The organism is Acinetobacter sp. G18 (assembly GCF_052660225.1).
This window is the reverse complement of sequence record NZ_CP109658.1, coordinates 1261596-1284669: the sequence shown is the minus strand read 5'-3', so window position 1 is coordinate 1284669 and position 23074 is coordinate 1261596. Positions and strand designations below refer to the sequence as shown.

Below are 23074 nucleotides of genomic sequence, written 5' to 3'. Positions count from 1 at the left end.
TCAACTGATTGGGATTTTTTTTATTAGCAATACCCATCTAATCGTGTGAGCGGTAGTTTTTTACCAATTGCTTTTTCAATTTCTGGTAAATAGAAAGCATCATCTTCAGACAAGAAACTAATACTTACACCTTGTGCCCCTGCACGACCAGTACGACCAATACGGTGTACATAATCATCAGACTGTTCAGGCAAAGTAAAGTTGATTACATGCGATACGCCATCTACATGAATACCACGACCAGCAACATCGGTTGCAATCATGATGTTATGTTTACCTTGCTTAAACTGCTCTAACATTTTCATACGTTTGTCTTGAGCAATTTCACCCGAGAGCATTCCCACTTTATATCCATCTTTTTTCAAATGGTCATATAGGCGGCGCACTTGATCACGGCGATTTGCAAAGATCATGACCTTATCAATCGGTTCTTCACGCAAAATATCTTGTAAAAGACGATATTTATCTTGTTTAGCTACAACATAAACACGTTGTTCGACATCGTTATTGGTCTTTTGTTCAGGTTCAATTTCAACTGTTACAGGTTCAAATAACCACTGTCTTGCCAAATTTAATACGTCGTAGCTAAATGTCGCTGAAAACATGAGGGTTTGTCGTTGTTCCTTACGCGGTGAATAACGAACAATACGTTTTACCGAAGGAATAAAGCCCATATCTAATAAACGGTCAGCTTCATCAATCACTAAAAATTCAATTTGATCGAGCCAAACTTCTTTTTGTTCTACGAAATCAATTAAACGGCCAGGTGTAGCAACAATGATATCAACAAAATTAGCATCAAGTTGCTTCTTCTGCTTATCAAAATCGACACCACCCAATAGGGTCACGACATGTAAATTAGAGAATTTTGTGAGAAATTTCGCATCACTTTCAATTTGTAATGCCAACTCGCGAGTAGGTGCCAAGATTAAAGCACGAGGCTCACCACGGAAACGTTGCTCTTTAATTGGATTATTGAGTAAATCATTGATTACACTAATCAGAAAGGCAGCTGTCTTACCTGTTCCTGTTTGTGCTCGCCCAATTGCATCATGCCCGGCTAATGTATATTTTAAAACCTTTTGCTGAATTGGGGTCATTTGAGTAAACCCTAAAGCATCAATCGCCTTTTTAAGTTGCGGATGTAAATTCAAGGTTTCAAAACCAGATGTCATAAATACGTGCTCTAACAAACAATCTCTCGAATGAGAAGATCATTATAAACAAAAACGCTCCAATTCAAAAATTGGAGCGTCCATGATTCATCAAAAAGATGAATTTAGTCTTAGTCTAAAGGCTGAACGTTTTCAGCTTGAAAACCTTTTTGACCTTGTACAACGCTAAACTCTACGCGTTGACCGTCACGTAGAGAACGGTGACCGTCACCTACGATTGCACGGAAGTGAACGAATACATCGTCGCCGCCGTTACGTTGAATAAAACCAAAGCCTTTAGTGTCATTAAACCACTTTACTACGCCTTGTTCACGAGCTGTCATAAGTCAATCCTCAGATGATGAAAAAAGGACCTTCCGGTGTTGCAAACAGCAGAGTAAACAAGGATTTAAAATTTTTATAATCTTAAAGCTTGTAATCATTCTGTAAAACTATCAACAATTTCCGGTTACATCCATTTGTTATAGGTTATTAAAACAATTTAACTGTGTGGTAATCCCTAAAACGGTTCGAGCTTAACACGGGTTTATGACAATTAATAGAATTTTTTTCAAATATTTCCCCTATTTTTAGCTCTTTTTTTAAACACCTTATGACTAGAATTTTTATAAGAATCCGTGACCTCATAATTTTATAAAACAGCTAGAGTTCATAAGAAAATTTGTTAGAATATTTTTTTTAGTTGTTTTTATGATGAATGAGCACTACCTCTTCTGCTATTACCCCCATTGAAATTAATGCGCTTGGTCAACCATGTCCAATGCCTTTATTAATGTTAAAACGTGAGCTTAAAAAAGTATCTGGAAAGCAACTGTTTTTATTAAAGTCATCTGACCCACATAGTGAAATTGATGTAACCCGTTACTGCAATTTACATCATTTTATGTGTCAAACCATGCAGATTTCGGAAAGAGAATTTCACTATTTAATTGAAACTCAATGATTCTTTGATAAAATAAAAGATTAGAAACTGCATAAAATTTTACATTTTTCTACCCAATTTCCCTTAATTATGAAGACAATTCAAATTAAGATGAATTTATTGGTTAATCCATCCTATCCTATAAGGAGAACTCATGAGTGACAGCAGCAATCAATTGATGCCCCTGTCATTGTCTGCGCCCGGTGTAAACCTTGGTGCATATATCAGTACTGTCAATCAGATTCCTATTTTAACGGCCGAGCAAGAAAAAGAACTTGCTGAACGTTATTATTATGACCAAGATCTTGATGCCGCAAAAATGCTGGTAATGTCGCATTTACGTTTTGTCGTTCATATTGCGCGCAGCTATGCAGGTTATGGCCTACCACAAGGCGACCTTATTCAAGAAGGTAACTTAGGCTTAATGAAAGCCGTAAAGCGTTTCGACCCAAATATGGGCGTACGTCTTGTCTCTTTTGCCGTCCACTGGATTAAGGCAGAAATTCACGAATACGTTATTCGCAACTGGCGTATTGTCAAAATTGCAACGACAAAAGCTCAACGTAAATTATTTTTCAATTTACGTAGCCTAAAAAAATCGAGTAAAAAATTAACGCTCGAAGAAGCTCAATCGATTGCTAATGACTTAAATGTAACTCCAGAACAAGTTCTGGAAATGGAAGGTCGTTTAACTGCTTATGATGCTGCCTTTGAGGCACAAGGCGATGACGACGATGACACACCACACACAGCGCCTGCGTTGTATCTTGAAGATAACCGCTACGACCCTGCTCGTTTAGTTGAAAATGAAGACTGGGAAGAACAAAGCACATCTGCTTTACATGATGCCATGGATCAGTTAGATGATCGTTCGCGTAATATTTTGCAGCGTCGTTGGTTAGATGATGATAAATCTACCCTACACGAGCTTGCTGCTGAATATAATGTTTCTGCGGAACGTATTCGTCAGCTTGAAAAAAATGCGATGGAAAAAATTAAAGTCGCAATGTCAGCAAGCTAAATTAAATGAAAAAAATAAAAGGGCGATCAGCCCTTTTGTTTTATCTGGCTATGTTTAGCCAACCTATTCTATGGTAACGTTGCCTTTCATTATTCAGTAGCGTTTTTTGTTATGTGGATTGCCATTTCAGCCCTTAATCTTGCTTTTGCAGTCATGTTGGGTGCTTTTGGAGCACATGGTCTTAAAGCTCACGCGGGTCCTGAGCAACTTGCTTGGTGGCAGACTGCAACCGATTACTTTTTTTATCATGCTTTAGGCCTACTAGCACTTGGTATTTTAAGTAAGGTTCTTCCTCTCTTTCCAATCAAGTTATCTTTCTTGCTTATCCAAATTGGTATTCTATTTTTCTGTGGTTCGCTTTATATCATGGCACTAGGTTTACCACGAATATTAGGCGCAATTACACCAATCGGTGGAGCCTTAATGATTTCTGGATGGCTGATCTTGGCTTGGAATGCTTTCAAATACGCTAAATAGTCGGAATGTGATCATGCAAATTTATTTAAATGGCGAATTAACGGACACGCCTAGCCAAAACCTGTTGCAGCTCGTTCAGGAACTGGCACTTGAAGGAAAACGTTTTGCTGTTGAACACAATCAGCAAATCGTTTCTAAAAGCAAATTAGAGCAAATTACGATTGCTCAACATGACCGTATCGAAATTATTCACGCTGTTGGCGGCGGCTAAGTCGGAGTTATCCATGCAAGACACCCCTCTCATTATTGGTTCACGTTCTTTTCAATCTCGTTTATTGGTAGGAACTGGCAAATATAAAGACTTAAATGAAACGGATTTAGCTATTCAAGCCAGTGGTGCAGAAATTGTAACTGTCGCAATTCGTCGTGTGAATATTGGACAAAATCCAGATCAACCGAATTTACTTTCAGTCATCCCACCAGAAAAATATACAATTTTGCCAAATACCGCAGGTTGTTTTGATGCTGATAGCGCAGTACGCACATGTATGTTAGCGCGTGAACTTCTAGATGGTCACAACTTGGTAAAACTCGAAGTTTTAGGTGATGAAAAAACCTTATATCCAAATGTAACCGAGACTTTAAAAGCCGCTCGTACTTTGATTGATGACGGTTTTGAGATTATGGTCTACACGTCTGATGACCCAATCATTGCTCAAGAACTTGAAAGTATGGGCTGTGTCGCAATTATGCCTTTAGGTAGCTTGATTGGTTCAGGTTTAGGTATCTTAAATCCGCACACTATTTCAATTATTAAAGAAAATGCGAAAGTACCTGTCCTAGTCGATGCAGGCGTTGGTACAGCAAGTGATGCCGCTATTGCAATGGAACTCGGTTGTGACGGCGTGCTCATGAATACAGCGATTGCAGCTGCGCAAAACCCTATTTTAATGGCTTCTGCCATGAAAAAAGCTGTTGAAGCAGGACGTGAAGCATTTTTAGCTGGTCGTATGTCACGTAAACGCATGGCAAATGCAAGCTCACCAGAGACTGGTTATTTCTTTAAATAATCTATTTCTTGTGAGAATACAGCCTTAATTGCCGTTGTAACTTTAATGCAACTTGTATAGGCATGTTACTTTTCAAAGATGAAAAGTAACAAAAATCTTTTGTTTCGCTGATATTACATCCATGTAATACAGCGAAACGGTGGCATCCATGCCACCTCACGATAGTTACCGCTTACGAAAGTTTAACTTAAGTAAGGCTAAGCCACTTGTTCATCACGTTTAAATACCAACTCTTTTGCAGATGAGTTATCAGCATCAAAGTAGTAACCCTCTGTATTAAATGCTTTGATGTCTTCAGCTTTATTTAATTGGTTTTCAACAATAAAACGAGCCATTAAACCGCGTGCTTTTTTCGCATAGAAACTAATGACTTTATATTTGCCATTTTTCTGATCAAGGAAAACGGGCTTCACAATTTCAGCCTTAATTTTCTTTTCATTCACAGACTTGTAATATTCATCCGAAGCTAGATTTACCAGCAGCTCAGATTTAATTTCAGCCAAGTCTTCATTAATCTGGTTGGTGATAATATCACCCCAAAATTCATACAAATTATGGCCACGCGTATTTTTTAATTTAGTACCCATCTCTAAACGATAAGGCATCATTAAATCTAAAGGACGCAATAAACCATATAGACCAGAGAGCATACGCAAATGCTGCTGTGCAAAATTAATATCTTTGTCTTTTAAATGATAAGCATCTAAACCAGTATAAACATCACCTTTAAATGCATAGATTGCTTGGCGAGCATTTGAGAAATTAAATTCGGGATTCCAATCTCTAAAACGATCTGCATTGAGTGTGGCAATTTTTTCACTAACACTCATTAAAGTCGCAATTTCCGAAGCGGAAAGTTTGCGGCAAACATCAATTAATTGTGCTGAGTTTTCTAATAAGCGCGGCTGAGTAAACTCATCTGTAGGTAACGCTGTTTCATAATCTAAAGTTTTTGCAGGAGAAATTAAAGCAAGCATAGACAACCTGAAAAAATTATTCTTAATACCAACTATAACAGTAGATATTTTTTAATGCTAACTCGTGTTTTCAATGACGACTATCGGTAAAATAGGAATACGTATTGTTATTTATCGATTCTTATATGTCTGAGCAAATTTTCATTCAGGGTCCAGTTGGTAAAATTGAACTTTTTGTAGACCGCCCTGAAGGTGAAATCAAAGGCTTTGCGGTCGTTTGCCATCCGCATCCATTGCAAGGTGGAACTCCTCAACATAAAGTCCCTGCTCTTTTAACCCAAATCTTTAATGAATATGGTTGTATTGTTTACCGCCCAAGTTTCCGTGGTTTAGGCGGTAGTGAAGGCATTCATGATGAAGGTCATGGTGAAACCGAAGATATTTTAGCTGTCATTGAACACGTTCGTAAGCTTCATGAAGGCTTGCCGTTCTATGCAGGCGGTTTTAGCTTCGGTTCACACGTTTTGGCAAAATGTCATGCGCAGCTTAGCCCAGAATTACAACCAGTACAGTTAATTTTGTGTGGCTTGCCAACAGCGACTGTAGTTGGCTTGCGCCACTATAAAACTCCTGAAATTCAAGGGGATATTCTACTCATTCATGGTGAGCAAGATGACATTACCTTACTTTCAGATGCAATTGCATGGGCAAAACCACAGAAGCATCCAATTACGATTTTACCGGGCGCTAATCACTTCTTTACAGGTTATTTAAAACAGCTTCGTCAAATCATTACACGCTTTATTATCATGAAATAAAGTGTATTTGATGGGCATAGATTGAGTCTATGTCCATCATTTCATAAGCACAGTAACTGCTAAAAATTATTCCAACTTAACCCAAAACGTGCCAAATATTTTTTTACTCGGTCGCTATCATTTGTTGTATTACGTTGTTGGCGAGATACCGAAAAGAGTTGTCTTCCCGCCTCTGCCATTGATTTTGAATTTTCACAAACTTTCAGTACACCTCGTAATTGAATCTGATCAAATTCATCTATTTGTTGTAATTGCTCAGGGCTTAAATAGCTCAAAAGAATATCTGCATCTTTATCTTTGTATGATTCACCCTGAATAAGCCAAAGTTGCTTTAGGCGCTGAATTTCTTTTTCTACAGCCTCACGACGAATTAACTCACCTTGAGATAAAGTTGCCAAACGAGTTACGCTCGCTGCTAAATCTCTAAAATTTCCTTGCCATGATGCACCTGCCGATTTAGCAAACTTTAAATATGTTTCTAAGGCATCACGTTGAAAACGTAATTGTCTTTGATGAATTGCAGCAAAACGCTGTAACTCAAAATCAATATTGGGTGCAATATCCTCTACACGATCTTTTAAATTAGGTAAAAAGAATGTCCACGTATTCAAACGAGCCCATAAATCTTCACGAAATCGGCCAGCTTGAACTTCATTACGCAAATCACGGTTAGTACCCGCTATTAGCTGAAAATCGGCCTGAATTTCCTTATCACTTCCAACAGGAAAAAAGCTTTTGTCTTCTAGCGCTTTTAGCAGCATAGCTTGTTCATCAAGTCCCAATTCACCAATTTCATCTAAAAATAAAATGCCTTGGTCAGCACTTTTTAATAAACCAGCACGAGATGCAGCTGCGCCTGTAAATGCACCTTTTATATGACCAAATAAGGTCGACATGGCACTATCACCACGTAAGGTTGCACAGTTAACATCGATAAAACGGCCGCTTAATTGAAATTTATCTTTCTTTAACTGAAAAATTTGTTTTGCCAAATGAGACTTACCAACCCCTGTTGCCCCCATAATTAAAATAGGTGCACTAGAGCGGGTTGCAACTAATTCAACTTCCTGAATAAGTTGATTAAACGCTTTATTATAAGTAGAAATATTGGCTTTAAGTTGTTGCCAATTTTGTTTTTGCTCATCATCGAAGCGCTGTTTTAAAACATCGTATCGAGATAAGTCCAGATCAATAATTCTATATTCACCTTCTGATGTCTTGTGTTGATTAGGTGAACTTTGAATGAGTTGAGCTGGCAAATAATGTGCATCTATCAATAAATACCAACAAATTTGAGCAACATGCGTTCCTGTCGTGATATGCAGTAAATAGTTATTTTTTTCGATATCAAACGGATACGTTTTTACAAAGTCATAGAGTGCACCATAAACTTCAGCAAAATCCCAAGGATCTTTAATACTGACCTTATGTCCAGAAACCTCAGTTTGTGGAGAAATCTCTTTAGCATCTGCTGCTATAGATTTAACTAAATTATGATGCTGTCGATCATGTAAAAGTACCAATTCATCTACAAGCAAATCTTCATGCATTAACAGGCTAAGTGTAGGACGCCAACGCTGCCAGCGATCTGGCCTTCTCCCCTGATCAAGTGTAGAACCGACAAAGCCAATAACGACTGTTTTCTTTGCATCCGCCATAATTTCTATAAAATTTTATAAGTGTCTATAATATACAATACGCATTTGACCAAAAAATTCCAAGAATATGCTTCATTTTACTTTTTTAGGCACATCTTCAGGTGTACCGACCCTGACACGTAATGTTTCAGGATTAGCAGTTCGTAACAGCAAAAATAAGGACTGGATTTTAATTGATGCTGGCGAAGGGACACAGCACCGTATTCAACAAGCTAAACTTTCACTACAAAACCTAGTTGCCATTTGTATTACACATGTTCACGGCGACCATTGTTATGGTTTAGTTGGTTTATTGGCAAGTGCAGGCATGAATGCCCGTAGCAAACCCTTAATCGTGATTGCACCGAAAGAAATTCGGCAATGGTTTGAAATCACTGCCCAACTTACAGATTTACATTTACCCTATTCCCTTCAATTTATTGATGTGAATGAAGCAACGCAGCCACAACAAATCACTGACGAATTCATTGTTCAAGCACATCCACTAAGCCATCGTGTTCCAAGTTTTGCTTTTAGCATTTATATCAAATCTATTCAGAAGAAGTTAGATACCCAAGCTCTAACTCAGCTTGGCGTACCTCAAGGCGATATGTGGGGCCATTTGAAACGAGGCTACAATATTGAATTTGAAGGACAAACATTAAAAGCTCAAGACTTTATCAAAATTCAAAATCAACAAGTTCATGCAATTATAGGTGGTGATAATGACCAACCAGAACTATTAGCTGACGCTTGCAAAGATGCTCAACTCCTTATTCATGAGTCCACATACTTACAAACGGTTTTAGATAAAGTCGGCAAAGGTCCAATGCATAGCTCAGCAAAAATGGTGGCTGAATTTGCAGAAGAGCAATCTTTAAGCAATTTAATTCTAACGCATTTTAGCCCCCGACATCAGGATAAAGCTGGGCAACAAGCTATTACTGAAGAAGTTCGCCAGTTTTATAAAGGTCATTTTTATTTAGCAAATGATTTTGATGAATTTACTTTAAATGAAGCTGGACAGCTTTTAAAAGTCGATAAAAATGGGAAGGCCCATTAAATACACATATCCAAAAAGATATTTAAATATATTTTTGGATATCTTTTAAATATTAAAATTTCCAACAGAAATTAGTTACGCAGAAAGAATAATTATTTTTATATATTATTTTCAATAACTTATATTTTTAATTAAGTATGTTTTTAAAAGTTGGCACACTCAGTGCAATAGTACAAAGCACACAACATCATTCGGATATTGTGAATAACACCTGCCTGCAAACGCTTGGCAGGCAGGCTTTGAAAGGAAAAGAAAATGTCTGTCATTGAAGAAATTAAACAACAAGCTCAGTTTGAACAAAAGCAGCAACAACGTTCTTATGAAGTTCTGCAAAATGAAAAAAGTATGCCAGTCAAAATGTGGACTAAAGGCGTGCTTGTTGATGACAACTCAAAACAACAATTATTACAAACAGCACAAATGCCTTTTATTTATAAATGGATGGCTGTAATGCCAGATGTACACTTCGGTTTAGGAGCAACTATTGGTAGCGTGATTCCAACCAAAGGGGCAATTATTCCTGCTGCTGTGGGTGTAGATATTGGGTGTGGAATGATGGCAACCCGTACAAGCTTAACTGCTTCAGATTTACCAGATAACTTACATGCATTACGTACTGAACTTGAACGATTAATTCCCCATGGAATGACTAAGCGCGGACGTGATCGTGGTTCATGGGAAACTCCACCAGAAATGGTAGATCAAGCTTGGACTGAGCTGGTTGCAGATTTTGAATACATTTGTGCAAAACATCCACGCTTAAAAAACACCAATAACCGCAAACATTTGGGGACTTTAGGTACTGGAAACCACTTTGTCGAAATCTGTTTAGATGAGCATGATCATGTTTGGATTATGTTGCACTCAGGTTCTCGTGGTGTAGGAAATGCTATCGGTAATCATTTTATCGAACTTGCCCGTAAAGACATGCAGAAGCATTTCATTAATTTGCCAAATAAAGATTTAGCATACCTAGTAGAAGGAACTGAACACTTTGATGATTACTGGTTTGCGGTAGGTTGGGCTCAACGCTTTGCGATGAAGAACCGAGAAATCATGATGCAATCTGCGATTAAAGCCTTGGCTACAATTGTACCAAAGCCTTTTCAGGCACGTTTGGAAGCAGTGAACTGTCACCATAACTATGTGGAAAAGGAAGAACATTACGGCGAAGAAGTAATGGTCACTCGTAAAGGTGCAGTCCGTGCGCGTCTAGGTGAATACGGAATTATTCCAGGTTCAATGGGTGCGAAGTCGTTTATTGTCCGTGGACTTGGAAATCAGGAATCTTTCTGTTCATGTTCGCATGGTGCTGGACGTGTTATGAGCCGTACTGAAGCGAAACGACGCTTTACCGTAGAAGATCAGATTGCACAAACTGAAGGTGTGGAATGCCGTAAAGATGCTGCTGTTATTGATGAAATTCCATCGGCATATAAACCAATTGAAGATGTAATGAAAGCACAAAGTGATTTGGTTGAAGTGGTTTATACATTAAGACAAGTGGTGTGTGTTAAGGGTTAATCATGGAAAAAGATTGTTTAGATATTCGAAGTTATAGAATCAAAGCAAATGAAGAAAAGCATCTGATTCTACCTGAGCAACCCTATTACATAATTTTGGTGGTGAAAACCGATCAAATTCTACCTGAATGGCGTAATTGGATTTGTAAGCAGATTGTCTATTCCAAACATTGTATTCAAGCGATGGTTACAGGATATGAGTGTTCTATTTGGGATGATGTCCTAGATGAAACATATCTAGTTTTTTATAACTATCAACCACCAGCCGATCATTGTTTTATGACAACTTGGCATGAAGATGAAACGTTAGAAGACATTACTGAATGTGCAAAAACCACTATGCAATTAGAAGATATTTCGAACTTAGTGATTGTACATATTGAATAAAAGGTAAATAAAATGAAACTCGCAGAAGCACTTTTACTTCGAAGCGATCAACAAAAAAAGCTTGCTTCGTTAAAACAACGAATTAATGCCAATGTATTGGTACAAGAAGGCGATGAACCTAGTGAAGATCCAAATGAACTCATCAAACAAGTATTTGCTTTAACTCAGGAAAGCAATCAATTGATTTATCGTATTCATTTGACCAATGCACAAGCAAAACTGGAAGATGGCAAAGTATTGTTGTCTCTATTAAGTTTGCGCGATAGTTATGCTGAACAGCATAAGATTTTAATAGATGCGATTGCCAATACACATCGAGAACCTGATCGGTATAGCTCACGTGAAATTAAGTGGAAGAAAGTCATTCCTGTTTCTAGCTTACAAAAGCAGGCGGATGATATCAGTGCGAAACTCCGTGACTTAAACGTTAAAATTCAGGCTACTAATTGGCAAATTGATCTAATCAATTAAACAATAAATTTTGTGAAATCATTTTCACAATCAAAGTTTGGACATACTGGGCGAGTACAAGATCCTGCGTTACTCCGATCTGAGGGATTGAAAATAATTCAGGCGGCTATGGCAGCATGTGAGTCGTGCATCGATATTCACTTATCAGGCTCAGTACTATGCACCTAGCAAACCTTTGTCAAAAGCAAAGTCACGCGTTACTTCGCATTACCATGTACTGACAGTATGTTCATTAAATTAGAAAATAAGGAAAATAGAAGTGAATACAATTTTGGCAAATATGCCAAAAGCCATTCAAATTGATGGATCACAAGGTGAAGGTGGTGGACAGATTTTAAGAACTGCCCTTGCGCTTTCAATGATTACAGGCCAACCGTTTGAATTAATTAATATACGTGCAGGACGTAAAAAACCAGGGCTAATGCGTCAACATTTAGTTTGTGTACAGGCATCTCAACAAATTAGCCAAGCTTATGTGGAAGGCGCTGAATTACATAGCCAGCGTTTATATTTCGCACCTCAGCATGTTCAAAGTGGTAAATATCAATTTCAAATTGGTTCAGCGGGTAGTACAACACTGGTTTTACAAACGCTTCTACCTGTTTTGTTATTACAAAATGAAGCTAGCGAACTCACCATTTCAGGTGGTACACATAATCCACTTGCACCAACAGCAGATTTTATTGAACATTGCTTTTTACCTGCTCTAGCGAAGATTGGAATTAACGTAAATTTTAAATTAAATAAAGCTGGCTTCTTTCCAATTGGTGCGGGTGAAATTCAAGTTACCATTCAGCCATGGCAAAATCGAAACAAGCTAAATTTATTAGATCGTGGTGTTTTACAAAGCAATGAGGCTTTTGCAGCAGTATTAAATCTTTCAGAAGAAGCACAAATTGCACAACGCGAATTAACCACATTAAGTAAAAAGCTAAACTTAAGCTCTCAGCAGCAATTTCATTTAAATGGAATTAGCCAAGGTAATACCTTGTATGTGAAAGTTACTCATCAATATCACAGCCAACTATTTATAGCTTTAGGTGAGAAGAGCAAAAGTGCAGAGCAAATAGCCGATCATTTAGCAAAAGAGGTAAAATTATATTTATCGTCACAGGCTGTGGTAGATGAATATTTGGCAGATCAATTGCTTCTACCTTTAGCTTTAGGTCAAGGGGGTGAATTTACTGCACAATGCATTAGCGAACACACTCGTACTCAAGCAGCCATGATTGAAAAATTTATTGATTGTGAAATTGAATTTATCGAGTTAAATCCAGATCATTTTCATGTAAAGGTTAAAATTTAAGAAGCTCATAACTGAGCTTCTTATTTCTTAAAAATTACTCTACAGATGCCAAAGCGGTTACCAGTAGCTTCCAGCATTTCTCTACAGTATCTACTTTTACTCGTTCGCCCGGCGCATGCGCCCCTTGAATATCTGGTCCAAACGAAACCATCTGTAAATGTGGGTAATGTTCAGCAATAATCCCACATTCTAAACCCGCATGAATCACTTTAAGATTTGGCTCAATATTAAATGCATTTTGATAGGCTTGTTGTAAGCACTTTAGAGCAGCCGAGTCAGGGTTTGGTGTCCAACCTGAAACTAACGGTGTGAGTATAGAGGCGATATTAAATTGACTAAAATGTGCCTGAATTTTTTCTGCAAAATCTTGAGCTTCTTGGTTCACCATTGAGCGAACCATTAAAACAGCTTTTCCGCCTTCTCTATTTAGTCTCACCACTCCAATATTATTTGAAGTCTCAACCACATCTGGGAGAGCTTGACTCATACTTGCAACGCCATAAGGACTTGTTGCTAAAGCTTGTAACCACTCGTTTTGCTGTTGTTGAGTAATTACTTCCTTCACTTCAGCACTATTAGGCTGAATAATTAATTGCAGATTGTCATCAATACCTTGTAGCTGTTTTTTCCATGCTGTTTGATATTCATCGAGTAATTTTTCTAGGTTTGATAACTGATTAGGCGAAATTGCAATAGTGGCACGTGCTTCTCGCGGCAAAGCATTACGGGCTGTACCACCTGTAAACTCAATAAGATGCCCACTAAGTGAGGTTAAATGTTGATTTAAAAAGCGGGCCAAAATAACGTTGCCATTGCCACGTCCTAAATGAATATCTATGCCAGAGTGACCACCTTTAAGACCAGCTACTTGAATATTCACAATATTCAAATTGTCAGGGATTGGTTCATAACTAAGCGGCTGCTCTACTTCAACATCAATACTGCCAGCACATCCGAGATATAACTCGCCCCACTCTTCTGTATCAATATTAAATAACCATTTTCCTTTTAGTACACCTGCCTGTAAAAGCCGTGCACCACTCATGCCTGCTTCTTCATCGACTGTTAAGAGAACTTCAATTGGCCCATGAGCAATGTCATTTGAATCTAATACAGCTAAAGCTAAGGCTACACCAATGCCATTATCGGCACCTAAAGTAGTATCTTTAGCAATTAACCAGCCATCTTCAAGGACTGGACAAATCGGGTCTTTAAAGAAATCATGTACTGTGCCAGTGTTAGCTTGTGTGACCATATCTAAGTGGCCTTGAAGAATAACGCCAGACACATGTTCTTTACCCGCAGCCGCATTCTTACGGATAATTAAATTACCAACTTCATCTACGTAAGTTTCTAAATTTCGACTTTCAGCCCAGTTTCTTAAAAACTCACGAAGCTGCTGTTCGTGCTTTGAGGGACGTGGAATAGTGCAAAGTGTTTGAAAATGCTGCCAAACCACTTGAGGAGATAAGTTCGAAAAATCAAATGGCACCATATATTTATACTCTCACAAATATTTTTAATAAACGTAGGTTTATTGAAAGATAAGAATTTATCAGCGCAGTTTTAGCTTTTTATTAAAATCGACGCTGATAAATTAAAAAAATGACTTTAAATGTAGAATATATTAGGTATAAAAATCAAAGCTAAATTTCGCGAACCAAACGGAATCCCCACATAATTGAACGAGCTTGTGAAGTTACATACGCATTACGATAAGCAGTTCGCACGTTATAAGTGTTATATATCCATGCCCCTCCACGTAAAACTGGGAAATTACACTGTCCATTATTTTCTTCACCCCAGCGACGATTCACACTAGGAGCATTTTCATAATTTGAATGCCAGCAGTCATCCACCCATTCTCGTGCGTTGGCACTCATATCATATAAACCAAAATTGTTTGGTAAAAACTTCCCGACTGGTGACGTAAATGCATAACCATCCGTGCATTTAAATAGACTCCAACCACTGGTTTGGGGTAATGCTGCCGCTGTAGATGGATCTAATACATTTGCATATTTACAAGCTTGGTCAAGATTAAGATCATCTCCCCAATAGTACGCTGTTGTCGTTCCAGCACGCGCCGCATATTCCCACTCAACTTCTGTTGGTAAACGGTAGGTCTGACCTGTTTTTTTAGATAACCATTTCGCAAATTCTCTTCCATCTTCACGGCGTACACATACAACAGGATCCTGAGGTGTTTGATTCATACCCGAATTATTCGGATTTAAATCATCTCGATACCACATATTGAAGACCCCATTGCGTGTTTCCCAATTACGACACCCCTCGACTTCCCAGCCAGTTTCTTTTTGGAAAGCCTGAAACTCAGCAATTGTTGTTTCATAAGTTGACATTGCAAATGGTTTTTCGACTTGTACTAAGTGCTGAGGTAATTCGTATGGTCGAGATTGAGCCGGTACATTTTGTTGCTCTTGCTCATTTATATTTCCACCCATTAAAAAGCTACCAGCTGGAATAACCGTCATTTCTGGACAAAAACTATCTGAACAATCTTTGAATTTAGACTTTGCTAGAGTTGATTGATTAATATTGGTATTGGTTAATGAGGCTAATTTAATTTCAGGATTCATATTTGGCGGGTTATTGATTTGACGAATTAATAAATTAATCGTTCCTTGCCATTCACTTAACATTTCCCTTAGCATGGCAGGTCGTTCAATACTTACGCCTGTTCCATCATAGTCTGGAGCATTACACCTCGCTCTTAATACAGTTGACTCATCAGTAAGCTGAGCTAGTTTCGGAATAATTTGATTATCAAGAAAAACTCCTAAATTATTTGAACTAGCGATATTGGCTCTTAGTTCTGCCGCTGATTTTTGAGCAATTGCTGCCTCACTGATCACTTTAGAATAGACACTATCACACTGATTTTCTTGCCATACTAGATTTTGCTTAAGATTCTCTAAAGAAGTAATTGTTCCTTCTAGCAACTTCTGGTTTGTTGAGTTTATGGTCGTATCTTTATCATCACTATTACACGCTGATAATAAGGAGATAATCAATATACCAAAGCCTTTTGAATAATTACTGGAAATTATGTTCATGTTAATTCTCTGTAAAATAATATAAATAAGAAGAGGAAATTGAGTAGTTCTTTGTTAAAAAGCATTTTTAAATTAATAGAAAATTAGTTCAAAATTCAAACAATATTATTTTTTCGTTTGTTAATTTTTATTAAATAATGTCACTACAAAAATAAATAATTCTTATCAATATTAATAAATAAAAAGGGTGAACAAATATGTTCACCCTTACTTCATAAAATATATTTAATTGATCAAGACTTCCAAACAAATTGGGAAAAACTCTGATCGGCTTTCAAACTATTTTCAACGGCCTGTGCAAGCTGGCGAATAATGCTTTGTGTTTCAATTTTCTCAAACCAGTCTTGTTCTTCATCTGGATTGGCAGAAATTTCACACATCAGGTGTCCATCATGGTCTGTTTTTTGACAAGTAATAGACAAAGGTAAAAGATGATTATCAATACTCACTTCTACCTTTTCATGTTCATGCACAATATGCTGTGCATCGAAACCATAATGCCCCAATTGTTTAAATAATAAAGCCGCTACATATTCTTGAGTGATATGGCATTCATTTGGTGGATGATCAAGCACCCCATGTTGTGGGCAACTGGCAATAAATTGTAATTTTTTCATCCTTTGTCCTAACACTATTATCATTATCTGCACTTAGCATAAGCAATAAACAAACAGCAGCCAAGCTTTTAGCTCGCTGCTGCCGTTGCTATTGTGTTAGCAATTATAAAATGTGTTAGGTAAAAAGTTATTGGCTAACTTCTATTGTTAAACCTGCACGATTCGCCAACTCAGTGAAAGTTGGGAAACTTGTAGCAACGGTTTCAGTACCATGAATTGTAATCGGACCAGAATTACGAAGACCTGCCATACTAAAACTCATAGCAATACGGTGGTCGTGGTGTGATTCAATTTCACCGCCAGCGAAAATTGGTGACCAATCGCCAGATTTGCCTTTACCTTCGATAATGATGCCATCATCAGTTGGCGTGCAGTCAATACCCATGATTTTTAAGCCATCTGCCATCACCTGAATGCGATCAGATTCTTTCACACGAAGTTCTGCCGCACCAGTTAATACTGTTTGGCCTTCGGCACAAGCCGCTGCAATAAATAAAGCTGGGAATTCATCAATTGCCAAAGGTACTTGGTCTTCAGGCATATGAATGCCTTTAAGCGTGCGTGAACCTTTAATATGAATATCAGCAATCGGCTCACCACCAGCAATACGTTCATTTTCAACAGTCAGATCTGCACCCATCTGTTTTAAAATTTCAATTACACCAGTACGTGTAGGGTTAATACCTACTGCCTCAAGCACAACGTCTGAACCTTCTGTGATTGCAGCACCCACCATAAAGAAAGCAGCAGATGAAATATCAGATGGAACTTGAATATCAGTACCTACTAATTTTCCGCCACCAACGAGTGAAATCTTGTTGCCTTCAGTTTTAACTTCATAACCAAATGCACGAAGCATGCGCTCTGTGTGGTCACGAGTTGGTTCTGGTTCAGTTACCGAAGTTTCGCCTTCAGCCCACAAACCAGCAAGTAAAATACCTGATTTCACCTGAGCAGATGCCATAGGTAAATCGTATTGAATACCTTTTAATTGCTGGCTACCTGTAATACTTACAGGTGGTGTACCTTTCTCACCTGTAGTCTGAATTTGCGCACCCATTAAACGTAATGGCTTAGCAATACGCTCCATTGGACGCTTAGAAAGTGATGCATCACCTGTCATCACTGAATCAAACTTTTGCGCTGATAACATGCCTGAAAGCAAACGCATGCTTGTACCAGAGTTACCCATATACAATGCACTTGCTGGCGCTTTTAAACCATGCATGCCTACGCCATGAATGGTCACTTCACCATTTTTAGGGCCTTCAATGCTTACACCCATATCACGGAAAGCTTGCAAAGTTGCCAAAGCATCTTCACCTTCGAGGAAGCCAGTTACATGGGTAGTGCCTTCAGCAATAGCACCAAACATAATGGAGCGATGTGACACAGATTTGTCACCCGGTACGGTAAATTTACCTTTAAAAGCCTTATTTCCCGGTAAGATACTGAATTGCTGTGTCACCTTATTTTTCTCCATTAAAGGTTTTTTGGCTAACATATGATTGAAATGCTGACGTGCTGCCTGAGCATGGCCGAGTAAACCCATTAATGCATGAGAGTCTTCGCTTTCAATCAATTGTCTAAGTACTGTGAGTTGCTTTTCGAAGCCATCGACAGCATTTAATATCGCTGTTTTATTGGCAAAGAAAATGTCATGCCACATTTGAGGATCACTGGCTGCAATCCGTGAGAAATCACGAAAGCCACCAGCCGCATAACGGAAAATATCAAGATTATCTTCACGGTTTGCAAGTTGCTCGACCAAATTAAATGCCATTAAGTGCGGTAAATGACTCGTATGTGCCAATACCTCATCGTGCTTGGCAACGTCCATACAAATTACTTCAGCTTTAGCAGCCGACCATAGTTGAATCAGTTTATCAACAGCCCATTCTGCACTTGTTGGCAACGGCGTTAAAATCACTTTATGGTTTGCAAAGAGATCAACCTTACCTGCGTGAACACCTGTGTGCTCACTGCCAGCAATAGGATGTCCGGGCACAAAACCTGCTGGTAAGTCTTCACCAAATACAGCTTTTGCTGCATCTACAACATTACCTTTTGTACTACCCACGTCAGTTACAATCGTAGTTTCTGACAAATACGGTTTAATTTGCTCGAGCACTTTTTGTGTAGCACGTACTGGCAAGGCTAAAACAACTAAATCGGCCCCTTTCACAGCTTCTACAGGATCGGAAAATCCTTCTTGTATTAAGCCAAGTGATTTTGCATCTTCTAAAGTTTTCTGTGAGCGTGTAGATGCAACAACTGTTGTCGCCAATTTTTCTGCAAAAATAACACGCGCCAAACTCGACCCGATGAGTCCTAAACCAATAAATGCAACTTTTTTAAATAGGGGTTGTGACATAACTTCAACTTTGCTTTTGCTCAAAGTGATTTAAACCTCTGAGCAATTTATTTTTAAGCATAATGACATGCTCTATTTTGATACATGCCATTATTCCAACATGAGTGATTAGAGAACAGCTGCAGGATAAGAACCTAGAATACGAAGCTCTTTCACCATTGGACGAATATCATTGATTGCCGCAGCAACGTTCTCTTGATCGATATGACCTTCTAAATCGATAAAGAATACATAGGCCCATTTTTCAGGTAACGCTGGGCGAGTCTCAATACTCGTTAAACTAATATTATGTTTTGCAAACGGCGCTAAAATTTCTAATAAAGCACCTGCACGGTCATGTGCTGAGATCAATAACGATGTTTTGTCATTACCACTTTGTGGAATTTTTTCACGACCAATCACTAAGAAACGAGTGGTATTTTCCGGGTTATCTTCAATATTGCTATGCAAGATTTCAAGGTTATACATGCCTGCTGCAATATCAGATGCAATTGCTGCTGAATGCCATTCGTTGCGAATACGGCGTGCAGCTTCTGCATTTGAGTTTAAGGCAACACGTTCAACACCCGGATAATGCGCGTCTAACCACTGACGACATTGGGCCAAAGTTTGCTGGTGAGCATAAATCTGTTTAATGCTGTCTTTACGTGTATTTTCAGAGACAAGGAATTGATGATGAATACGTAATTCAACTTCACCAATCACATTTAAATTCGATGTTTTAAAACAATCTAAAGTATGGTTCACAATACCTTCAGATGAGTTTTCAACTGGAACTACGCCGTAATGTGCACTACCCGCTTCCACTTCACGGAAAACTTCATCAATTGTTGGTAATGGACGAACAACTGCATCCTTACCAAAATGCTTAAGCACAGCAGATTGAGTAAAAGTACCTTCTGGTCCTAAAAATGCAATACTTTGCGGAGCTTCTAAAGCAAGGCAAGCAGACATAATTTCACGGAACAGACGCGCCATGGTGACATCAGACAAAGGACCTTGGTTACGCTCCATCACTTTACGTAAGACTTGCGCTTCACGTTCAGGACGATAAAACAAAGGATTCTCTTCGGAAGCAAATTTAGCTTTAGCAACAGCTTCAGCAAGGCTTGCGCGGCGATTTAATAATTCTTGAATCTGTTGATCAACACTATCAATATCTTCGCGAATTTGTTCTAAACTAAGAGAAGTCGTTTTGTTTTGATCATCGTTGATCATTGGAATGCAGCCTCAGTAAAATCATCTTTTAAACGAGAGTATAACAATAGTCTGCTTTGATTTGTTAGGCAATATGGCTGTAAGAGCTTTTTTCATTAACCTTTTTGCGGACATTCTTTTGATAGCTTTATTTGATAATGATTTTCATTTATGATTTGAGTAATAAATTTTATTTTCATCTGTTATGCATAAATCATTTTTCTTTTTTTCTTCTAGTTTTATCTTGAGTACTTTAATAAGCAGTAATGTTCTAGCTGAAACGCCTATACAAAATCAATCAAAAATCGTTTTTCAAAATAATCAGGCACAATTCCAAATCAAATCTAAAAATACAGGCCATGATTATCTTATTCAAATTTATAAACCACCTGTTGCCCCACCACAACATGGGTATCCGGTACTATATATACTAGACGGAAATGCAACTTTCCCAAGTGCTGTCAATATTGCTCAGTCAATTGGAGCTGGCTCTACAAAATTAGGACTTGATCCACTTATGATTGTAGCGGTTGGTTATCCTCAGCAAAAAACTTTTGATGTGCAAAAGCGTGCTTACGATTACACACCAAAACCTTCTTCTGAATTTCAAGCTCAAGGTAAATATAAATATGGCGGTGCTGATCAGTTTATTGCATTTTTAAATAACGAACTCAAACCTGAAATTGCACAACAGTTTCCAATTAATAGCCAGCAACAAAGTATCTATGGGCACTCTTTTGGAGGCTTGTTTGTGCTTTATCATTTTTTTCAAAAGCCAGATGCATTTCAACGTTACTTCGCTGCAAGCCCTTCTCTGTGGTTTGATCAAGGTATGTTATTTCAACAGTTAAAGCATTGGCAAAGTCAAAAATCAAATCATCCCTTACTCATAACCACAGTTGGTACACATGAGCAAGGTGGGCCTCGTACTCAATCTAATAATAAGTTTAATGAAACAGATTTCTTTAAAGCTTTAGAAAACAAACGTTCAAACCAATTTAGTTATTGGCATTTTTATAACCCTGCCGAGCAACACATTACAAATTTGTATGCAAGTCTACCTAAAGCCCTTATGTTTGCTTCGTGCAAAGATCTAGAAAGCTGCAAATCTTTATTTAATGAACAGAGTGAGAAGGCAACGGAATAAGAAATTGCTCAAATTTCAAAATGCTGAACTCATCTTAAAGCCTAGATTAGCTATACTGCTTAAAGATGTTAAAAGAACAGTAAAATAGAATGAATAAAATTATTGTCTTGAGTCTACTAAGTCTTGCAAGTTATAGTTTAACGGCTTGTAGCGGTTGTCCGATAATCGCAGGATGTAATGGTACTGATAATTCTCCGTACTATATGACAACTACCAGCGATCAAGTTCGTGGTATTCCAATCCCAGCCCAAACAAAACTGACCTATCAGTCGCAACACTTCAGGCAGAAATTTGAGCAAAAACATGCTTTAAATGAGAAAAATCTATCAGGTATATACTTGCCAGCAGATACAGCAATTATTTGGGGTGGTATGCCAGTAGACATGTTTATACAATTTTCCAACCCTGAAATAAAAGGATTTTCTGTCTATCCAGCACGAGGATTTAAAACAGAATTATCAAATGAGTTTTTACGTTTATGGAAAAGCTGTGAAAGTGATTTAGACATTAACTTAAAGAATCCAAATGACTGGTCATTTAATCCTGAAAATATGGAAATAACGGGTTGTGGCATCAATCAAAAACGTAGCAAATATACCGAAGACTCTTTTCGTCAAGATGAAGCCAATGCATTTTTAATAAAGATCAATCAAGCCTTACACAAATTACCCAAACAACAAGACTATCCTGTCATTTATCGAACTAACAAATAGGTAATATAAAAAAGCCTACTCAAAGGTAGGCTTCTTTTAAAACTATTTAATTAGGCTTTACCAATTAAACCACGCGCTACGATTTCTTTCATAATTTCATTTGTACCACCGTAAATACGCTGAATACGAGCATCTACAAAGAAACGTGAAATTGGATATTCAGTCATATAACCATAACCACCAAAGAGTTGCAGCAAGTTGTCTGCGACTTTCATTTGCATATCCGTACTAAAACTTTTGAGTGCGGCTGCTGTTTCCACATCTAACTTACCTTCTTGATATAGAGCAACGTTTCTCTCGTAAAAAGCAGCCGTAGCAAGCTCATCAATTTTTGCTTGTGCTAAAACAAAACGAGTATTTTGGAACTGTGAAATAGGTTGACCAAATGCATGACGCTCTTTTACATAAGCCGTTGCCAAATCAATTGCACCACGAATAGCGCCAATAGCGGTAGATGCAATGGCTGTACGTTCACGTGGTAACTCTTGCATTAAGTAAGCAAACCCCTGTCCAGCTTGACCGAGTAACTGGTTTTTAGGAACCTTAACATTGTCAAAAAATAGCTCAGATGTGTCTTGAGAATGCAGACCAATTTTGTCGAGGTTGGTACCTTTTTTAAAACCTTCTAAATGCGTATCTGCCAATAATAATGACACGCCTTTTGCACGCGCTTGAGGATCGGTTTTTACTGCAAGCACCACAAGGTCAGCATGTTGACCATTTGAAATAAAGGTTTTTGAGCCATTTAACAAATAATGGTCATCTTGCAAAATGGCACTGGTACGCATTGATTGTAAGTCTGAACCAGCACCTGGTTCAGTCATACCAATGGCACCAACCACTTCACCCGTAACCATTTTTGGTAACCAGTATTGTTTTTGCTCTTCAGTCCCGATATGTAAAATATAAGGTGCAGCAATTTCAGAGTGACAAGAAATAGCAGTTGATAATGCACAAAAACCAGCTCGAGCAGATTCTTCAACCAACATTAATGAATAGTAGGTTGGAACGCCATAACCACCGTATTCTTCTGGAACATCTACACATAAAAAGCCATTTTCGCCCAATTGATTCCAAACTGAACGCGGCATAATTCCTTCGTGTTCCCATTGGTCATAATGTGGAGCGATATGCTCATTCATAAAACGTTTAAAATTATCACGAAATAATTCTAAATCTGCATCGTATGCCAACATAATATTTTCCTTCAGCTTTATTGTTT

General features: G+C 38.0%; 23 protein-coding genes. 13 read left to right on the top strand and 10 right to left on the bottom strand.

Annotated features, from left to right (window positions below; genetic code table 11):
- Positions 1-23: 23 nt before the first annotated feature.
- Positions 24-1175 (bottom strand): ATP-dependent RNA helicase RhlB, encoded by a 1152-nt coding sequence (gene rhlB, locus NE363_RS06030; protein ID WP_004700570.1) that lies wholly within the window; start codon positions 1173-1175, stop codon positions 24-26.
- A gap of 110 nt (positions 1176-1285) precedes the next feature.
- Entirely contained in the window at positions 1286-1498 is a 213-nt protein-coding gene (locus tag NE363_RS06025) for a cold-shock protein (protein ID WP_000126912.1), read from the bottom strand.
- Positions 1499-1872: 374 nt separating this feature from the next.
- On the opposite strand from NE363_RS06025, the gene NE363_RS06020 reads away from it, so the two are divergent.
- The 5 genes from NE363_RS06020 (at position 1873) to NE363_RS06000 (ending at position 4605) form a co-directional block, all read left to right on the top strand.
- Complete coding sequence (locus NE363_RS06020) at positions 1873-2118, top strand: sulfurtransferase TusA family protein (protein ID WP_039254768.1); 246 nt, start codon at positions 1873-1875, stop codon at positions 2116-2118.
- Between the two features lie 133 nt (positions 2119-2251).
- Positions 2252-3118, top strand: coding sequence for an RNA polymerase sigma factor RpoH (rpoH, locus tag NE363_RS06015; RefSeq protein WP_002049311.1), 867 nt, complete (start codon positions 2252-2254; stop codon positions 3116-3118).
- 111 nt (positions 3119-3229) lie between these two features.
- A complete protein-coding gene (locus tag NE363_RS06010) occupies positions 3230-3595 on the top strand; it encodes a DUF423 domain-containing protein (RefSeq protein WP_191103600.1) in 366 nt (121 codons plus the stop codon).
- A gap of 13 nt (positions 3596-3608) precedes the next feature.
- The gene (thiS, locus tag NE363_RS06005; RefSeq protein ID WP_347913500.1) at positions 3609-3806 is read left to right on the top strand and encodes a sulfur carrier protein ThiS; all 198 of its coding nucleotides are present in this window, start codon (positions 3609-3611) and stop codon (positions 3804-3806) included.
- 13 nt (positions 3807-3819) lie between these two features.
- Entirely contained in the window at positions 3820-4605 is a 786-nt protein-coding gene (locus NE363_RS06000; RefSeq protein ID WP_001154367.1) for a thiazole synthase, read from the top strand.
- 197 nt (positions 4606-4802) lie between these two features.
- On the opposite strand, the gene yaaA is transcribed toward NE363_RS06000, so the two are convergent.
- Complete coding sequence (gene yaaA / locus NE363_RS05995) at positions 4803-5582, bottom strand: peroxide stress protein YaaA (RefSeq protein WP_445536031.1); 780 nt, start codon at positions 5580-5582, stop codon at positions 4803-4805.
- 125 nt (positions 5583-5707) lie between these two features.
- Between yaaA and NE363_RS05990 the strand changes: the two genes are divergently transcribed.
- A complete protein-coding gene (locus tag NE363_RS05990; protein WP_025469095.1) occupies positions 5708-6340 on the top strand; it encodes an alpha/beta hydrolase in 633 nt (210 codons plus the stop codon).
- Positions 6341-6399: 59 nt separating this feature from the next.
- Here the strand turns inward: NE363_RS05990 and rtcR are convergent, their stop codons facing one another.
- Positions 6400-7998, bottom strand: coding sequence for an RNA repair transcriptional activator RtcR (gene rtcR / locus NE363_RS05985; protein WP_445536030.1), 1599 nt, complete (start codon positions 7996-7998; stop codon positions 6400-6402).
- Between the two features lie 67 nt (positions 7999-8065).
- Between rtcR and NE363_RS05980 the strand changes: the two genes are divergently transcribed.
- The 5 genes from NE363_RS05980 to rtcA all read left to right on the top strand — a co-directional run bounded on the left by NE363_RS05980 (position 8066) and on the right by rtcA (position 12727).
- Positions 8066-9040, top strand: coding sequence for a ribonuclease Z (locus NE363_RS05980; RefSeq protein ID WP_445536029.1), 975 nt, complete (start codon positions 8066-8068; stop codon positions 9038-9040).
- A gap of 255 nt (positions 9041-9295) precedes the next feature.
- Complete coding sequence (locus NE363_RS05975) at positions 9296-10564, top strand: RtcB family protein (protein WP_288420692.1); 1269 nt, start codon at positions 9296-9298, stop codon at positions 10562-10564.
- A gap of 2 nt (positions 10565-10566) precedes the next feature.
- Positions 10567-10950 carry a DUF7684 family protein gene (locus tag NE363_RS05970; RefSeq protein WP_240061451.1) on the top strand — a complete coding sequence of 128 codons (384 nt, stop codon included), beginning with the start codon at positions 10567-10569 and terminating at the stop codon, positions 10948-10950.
- Between the two features lie 12 nt (positions 10951-10962).
- Positions 10963-11421: a DIP1984 family protein gene (locus tag NE363_RS05965; protein WP_445536028.1), complete on the top strand. Its 459-nt coding sequence runs from the start codon at positions 10963-10965 to the stop codon at positions 11419-11421.
- Positions 11422-11680: 259 nt separating this feature from the next.
- A complete protein-coding gene (gene rtcA, locus NE363_RS05960) occupies positions 11681-12727 on the top strand; it encodes an RNA 3'-terminal phosphate cyclase (RefSeq protein WP_445536027.1) in 1047 nt (348 codons plus the stop codon).
- Positions 12728-12761: 34 nt separating this feature from the next.
- Here the strand turns inward: rtcA and NE363_RS05955 are convergent, their stop codons facing one another.
- The 5 genes from NE363_RS05955 to pheA all read right to left on the bottom strand — a co-directional run bounded on the left by NE363_RS05955 (position 12762) and on the right by pheA (position 20013).
- Positions 12762-14222: an aminoacyl-histidine dipeptidase gene (locus NE363_RS05955; protein ID WP_445536026.1), complete on the bottom strand. Its 1461-nt coding sequence runs from the start codon at positions 14220-14222 to the stop codon at positions 12762-12764.
- A gap of 151 nt (positions 14223-14373) precedes the next feature.
- Positions 14374-15804 carry a formylglycine-generating enzyme family protein gene (locus tag NE363_RS05950; RefSeq protein ID WP_171250710.1) on the bottom strand — a complete coding sequence of 477 codons (1431 nt, stop codon included), beginning with the start codon at positions 15802-15804 and terminating at the stop codon, positions 14374-14376.
- A 233-nt stretch (positions 15805-16037) separates the two neighbouring features.
- Positions 16038-16421, bottom strand: a complete 384-nt coding sequence (locus NE363_RS05945) for a hypothetical protein (RefSeq protein WP_004700537.1) — start codon at positions 16419-16421, stop codon at positions 16038-16040.
- 127 nt (positions 16422-16548) lie between these two features.
- Positions 16549-18795, bottom strand: a complete 2247-nt coding sequence (locus NE363_RS05940) for a bifunctional prephenate dehydrogenase/3-phosphoshikimate 1-carboxyvinyltransferase (RefSeq protein ID WP_445536025.1) — start codon at positions 18793-18795, stop codon at positions 16549-16551.
- A 108-nt stretch (positions 18796-18903) separates the two neighbouring features.
- The gene (pheA, locus tag NE363_RS05935) at positions 18904-20013 is read right to left on the bottom strand and encodes a prephenate dehydratase (protein ID WP_002049199.1); all 1110 of its coding nucleotides are present in this window, start codon (positions 20011-20013) and stop codon (positions 18904-18906) included.
- A gap of 184 nt (positions 20014-20197) precedes the next feature.
- Between pheA and NE363_RS05930 the strand changes: the two genes are divergently transcribed.
- Entirely contained in the window at positions 20198-21139 is a 942-nt protein-coding gene (locus tag NE363_RS05930; protein WP_445536024.1) for an alpha/beta hydrolase, read from the top strand.
- Positions 21140-21228: 89 nt separating this feature from the next.
- On the top strand, positions 21229-21852 hold the full coding sequence (locus tag NE363_RS05925) for a hypothetical protein (RefSeq protein ID WP_445536023.1): 624 nt from the start codon (positions 21229-21231) through the stop codon (positions 21850-21852).
- A gap of 50 nt (positions 21853-21902) precedes the next feature.
- Here the strand turns inward: NE363_RS05925 and NE363_RS05920 are convergent, their stop codons facing one another.
- Complete coding sequence (locus NE363_RS05920; protein ID WP_004700529.1) at positions 21903-23048, bottom strand: acyl-CoA dehydrogenase family protein; 1146 nt, start codon at positions 23046-23048, stop codon at positions 21903-21905.
- Positions 23049-23074 lie beyond the last annotated feature (26 nt).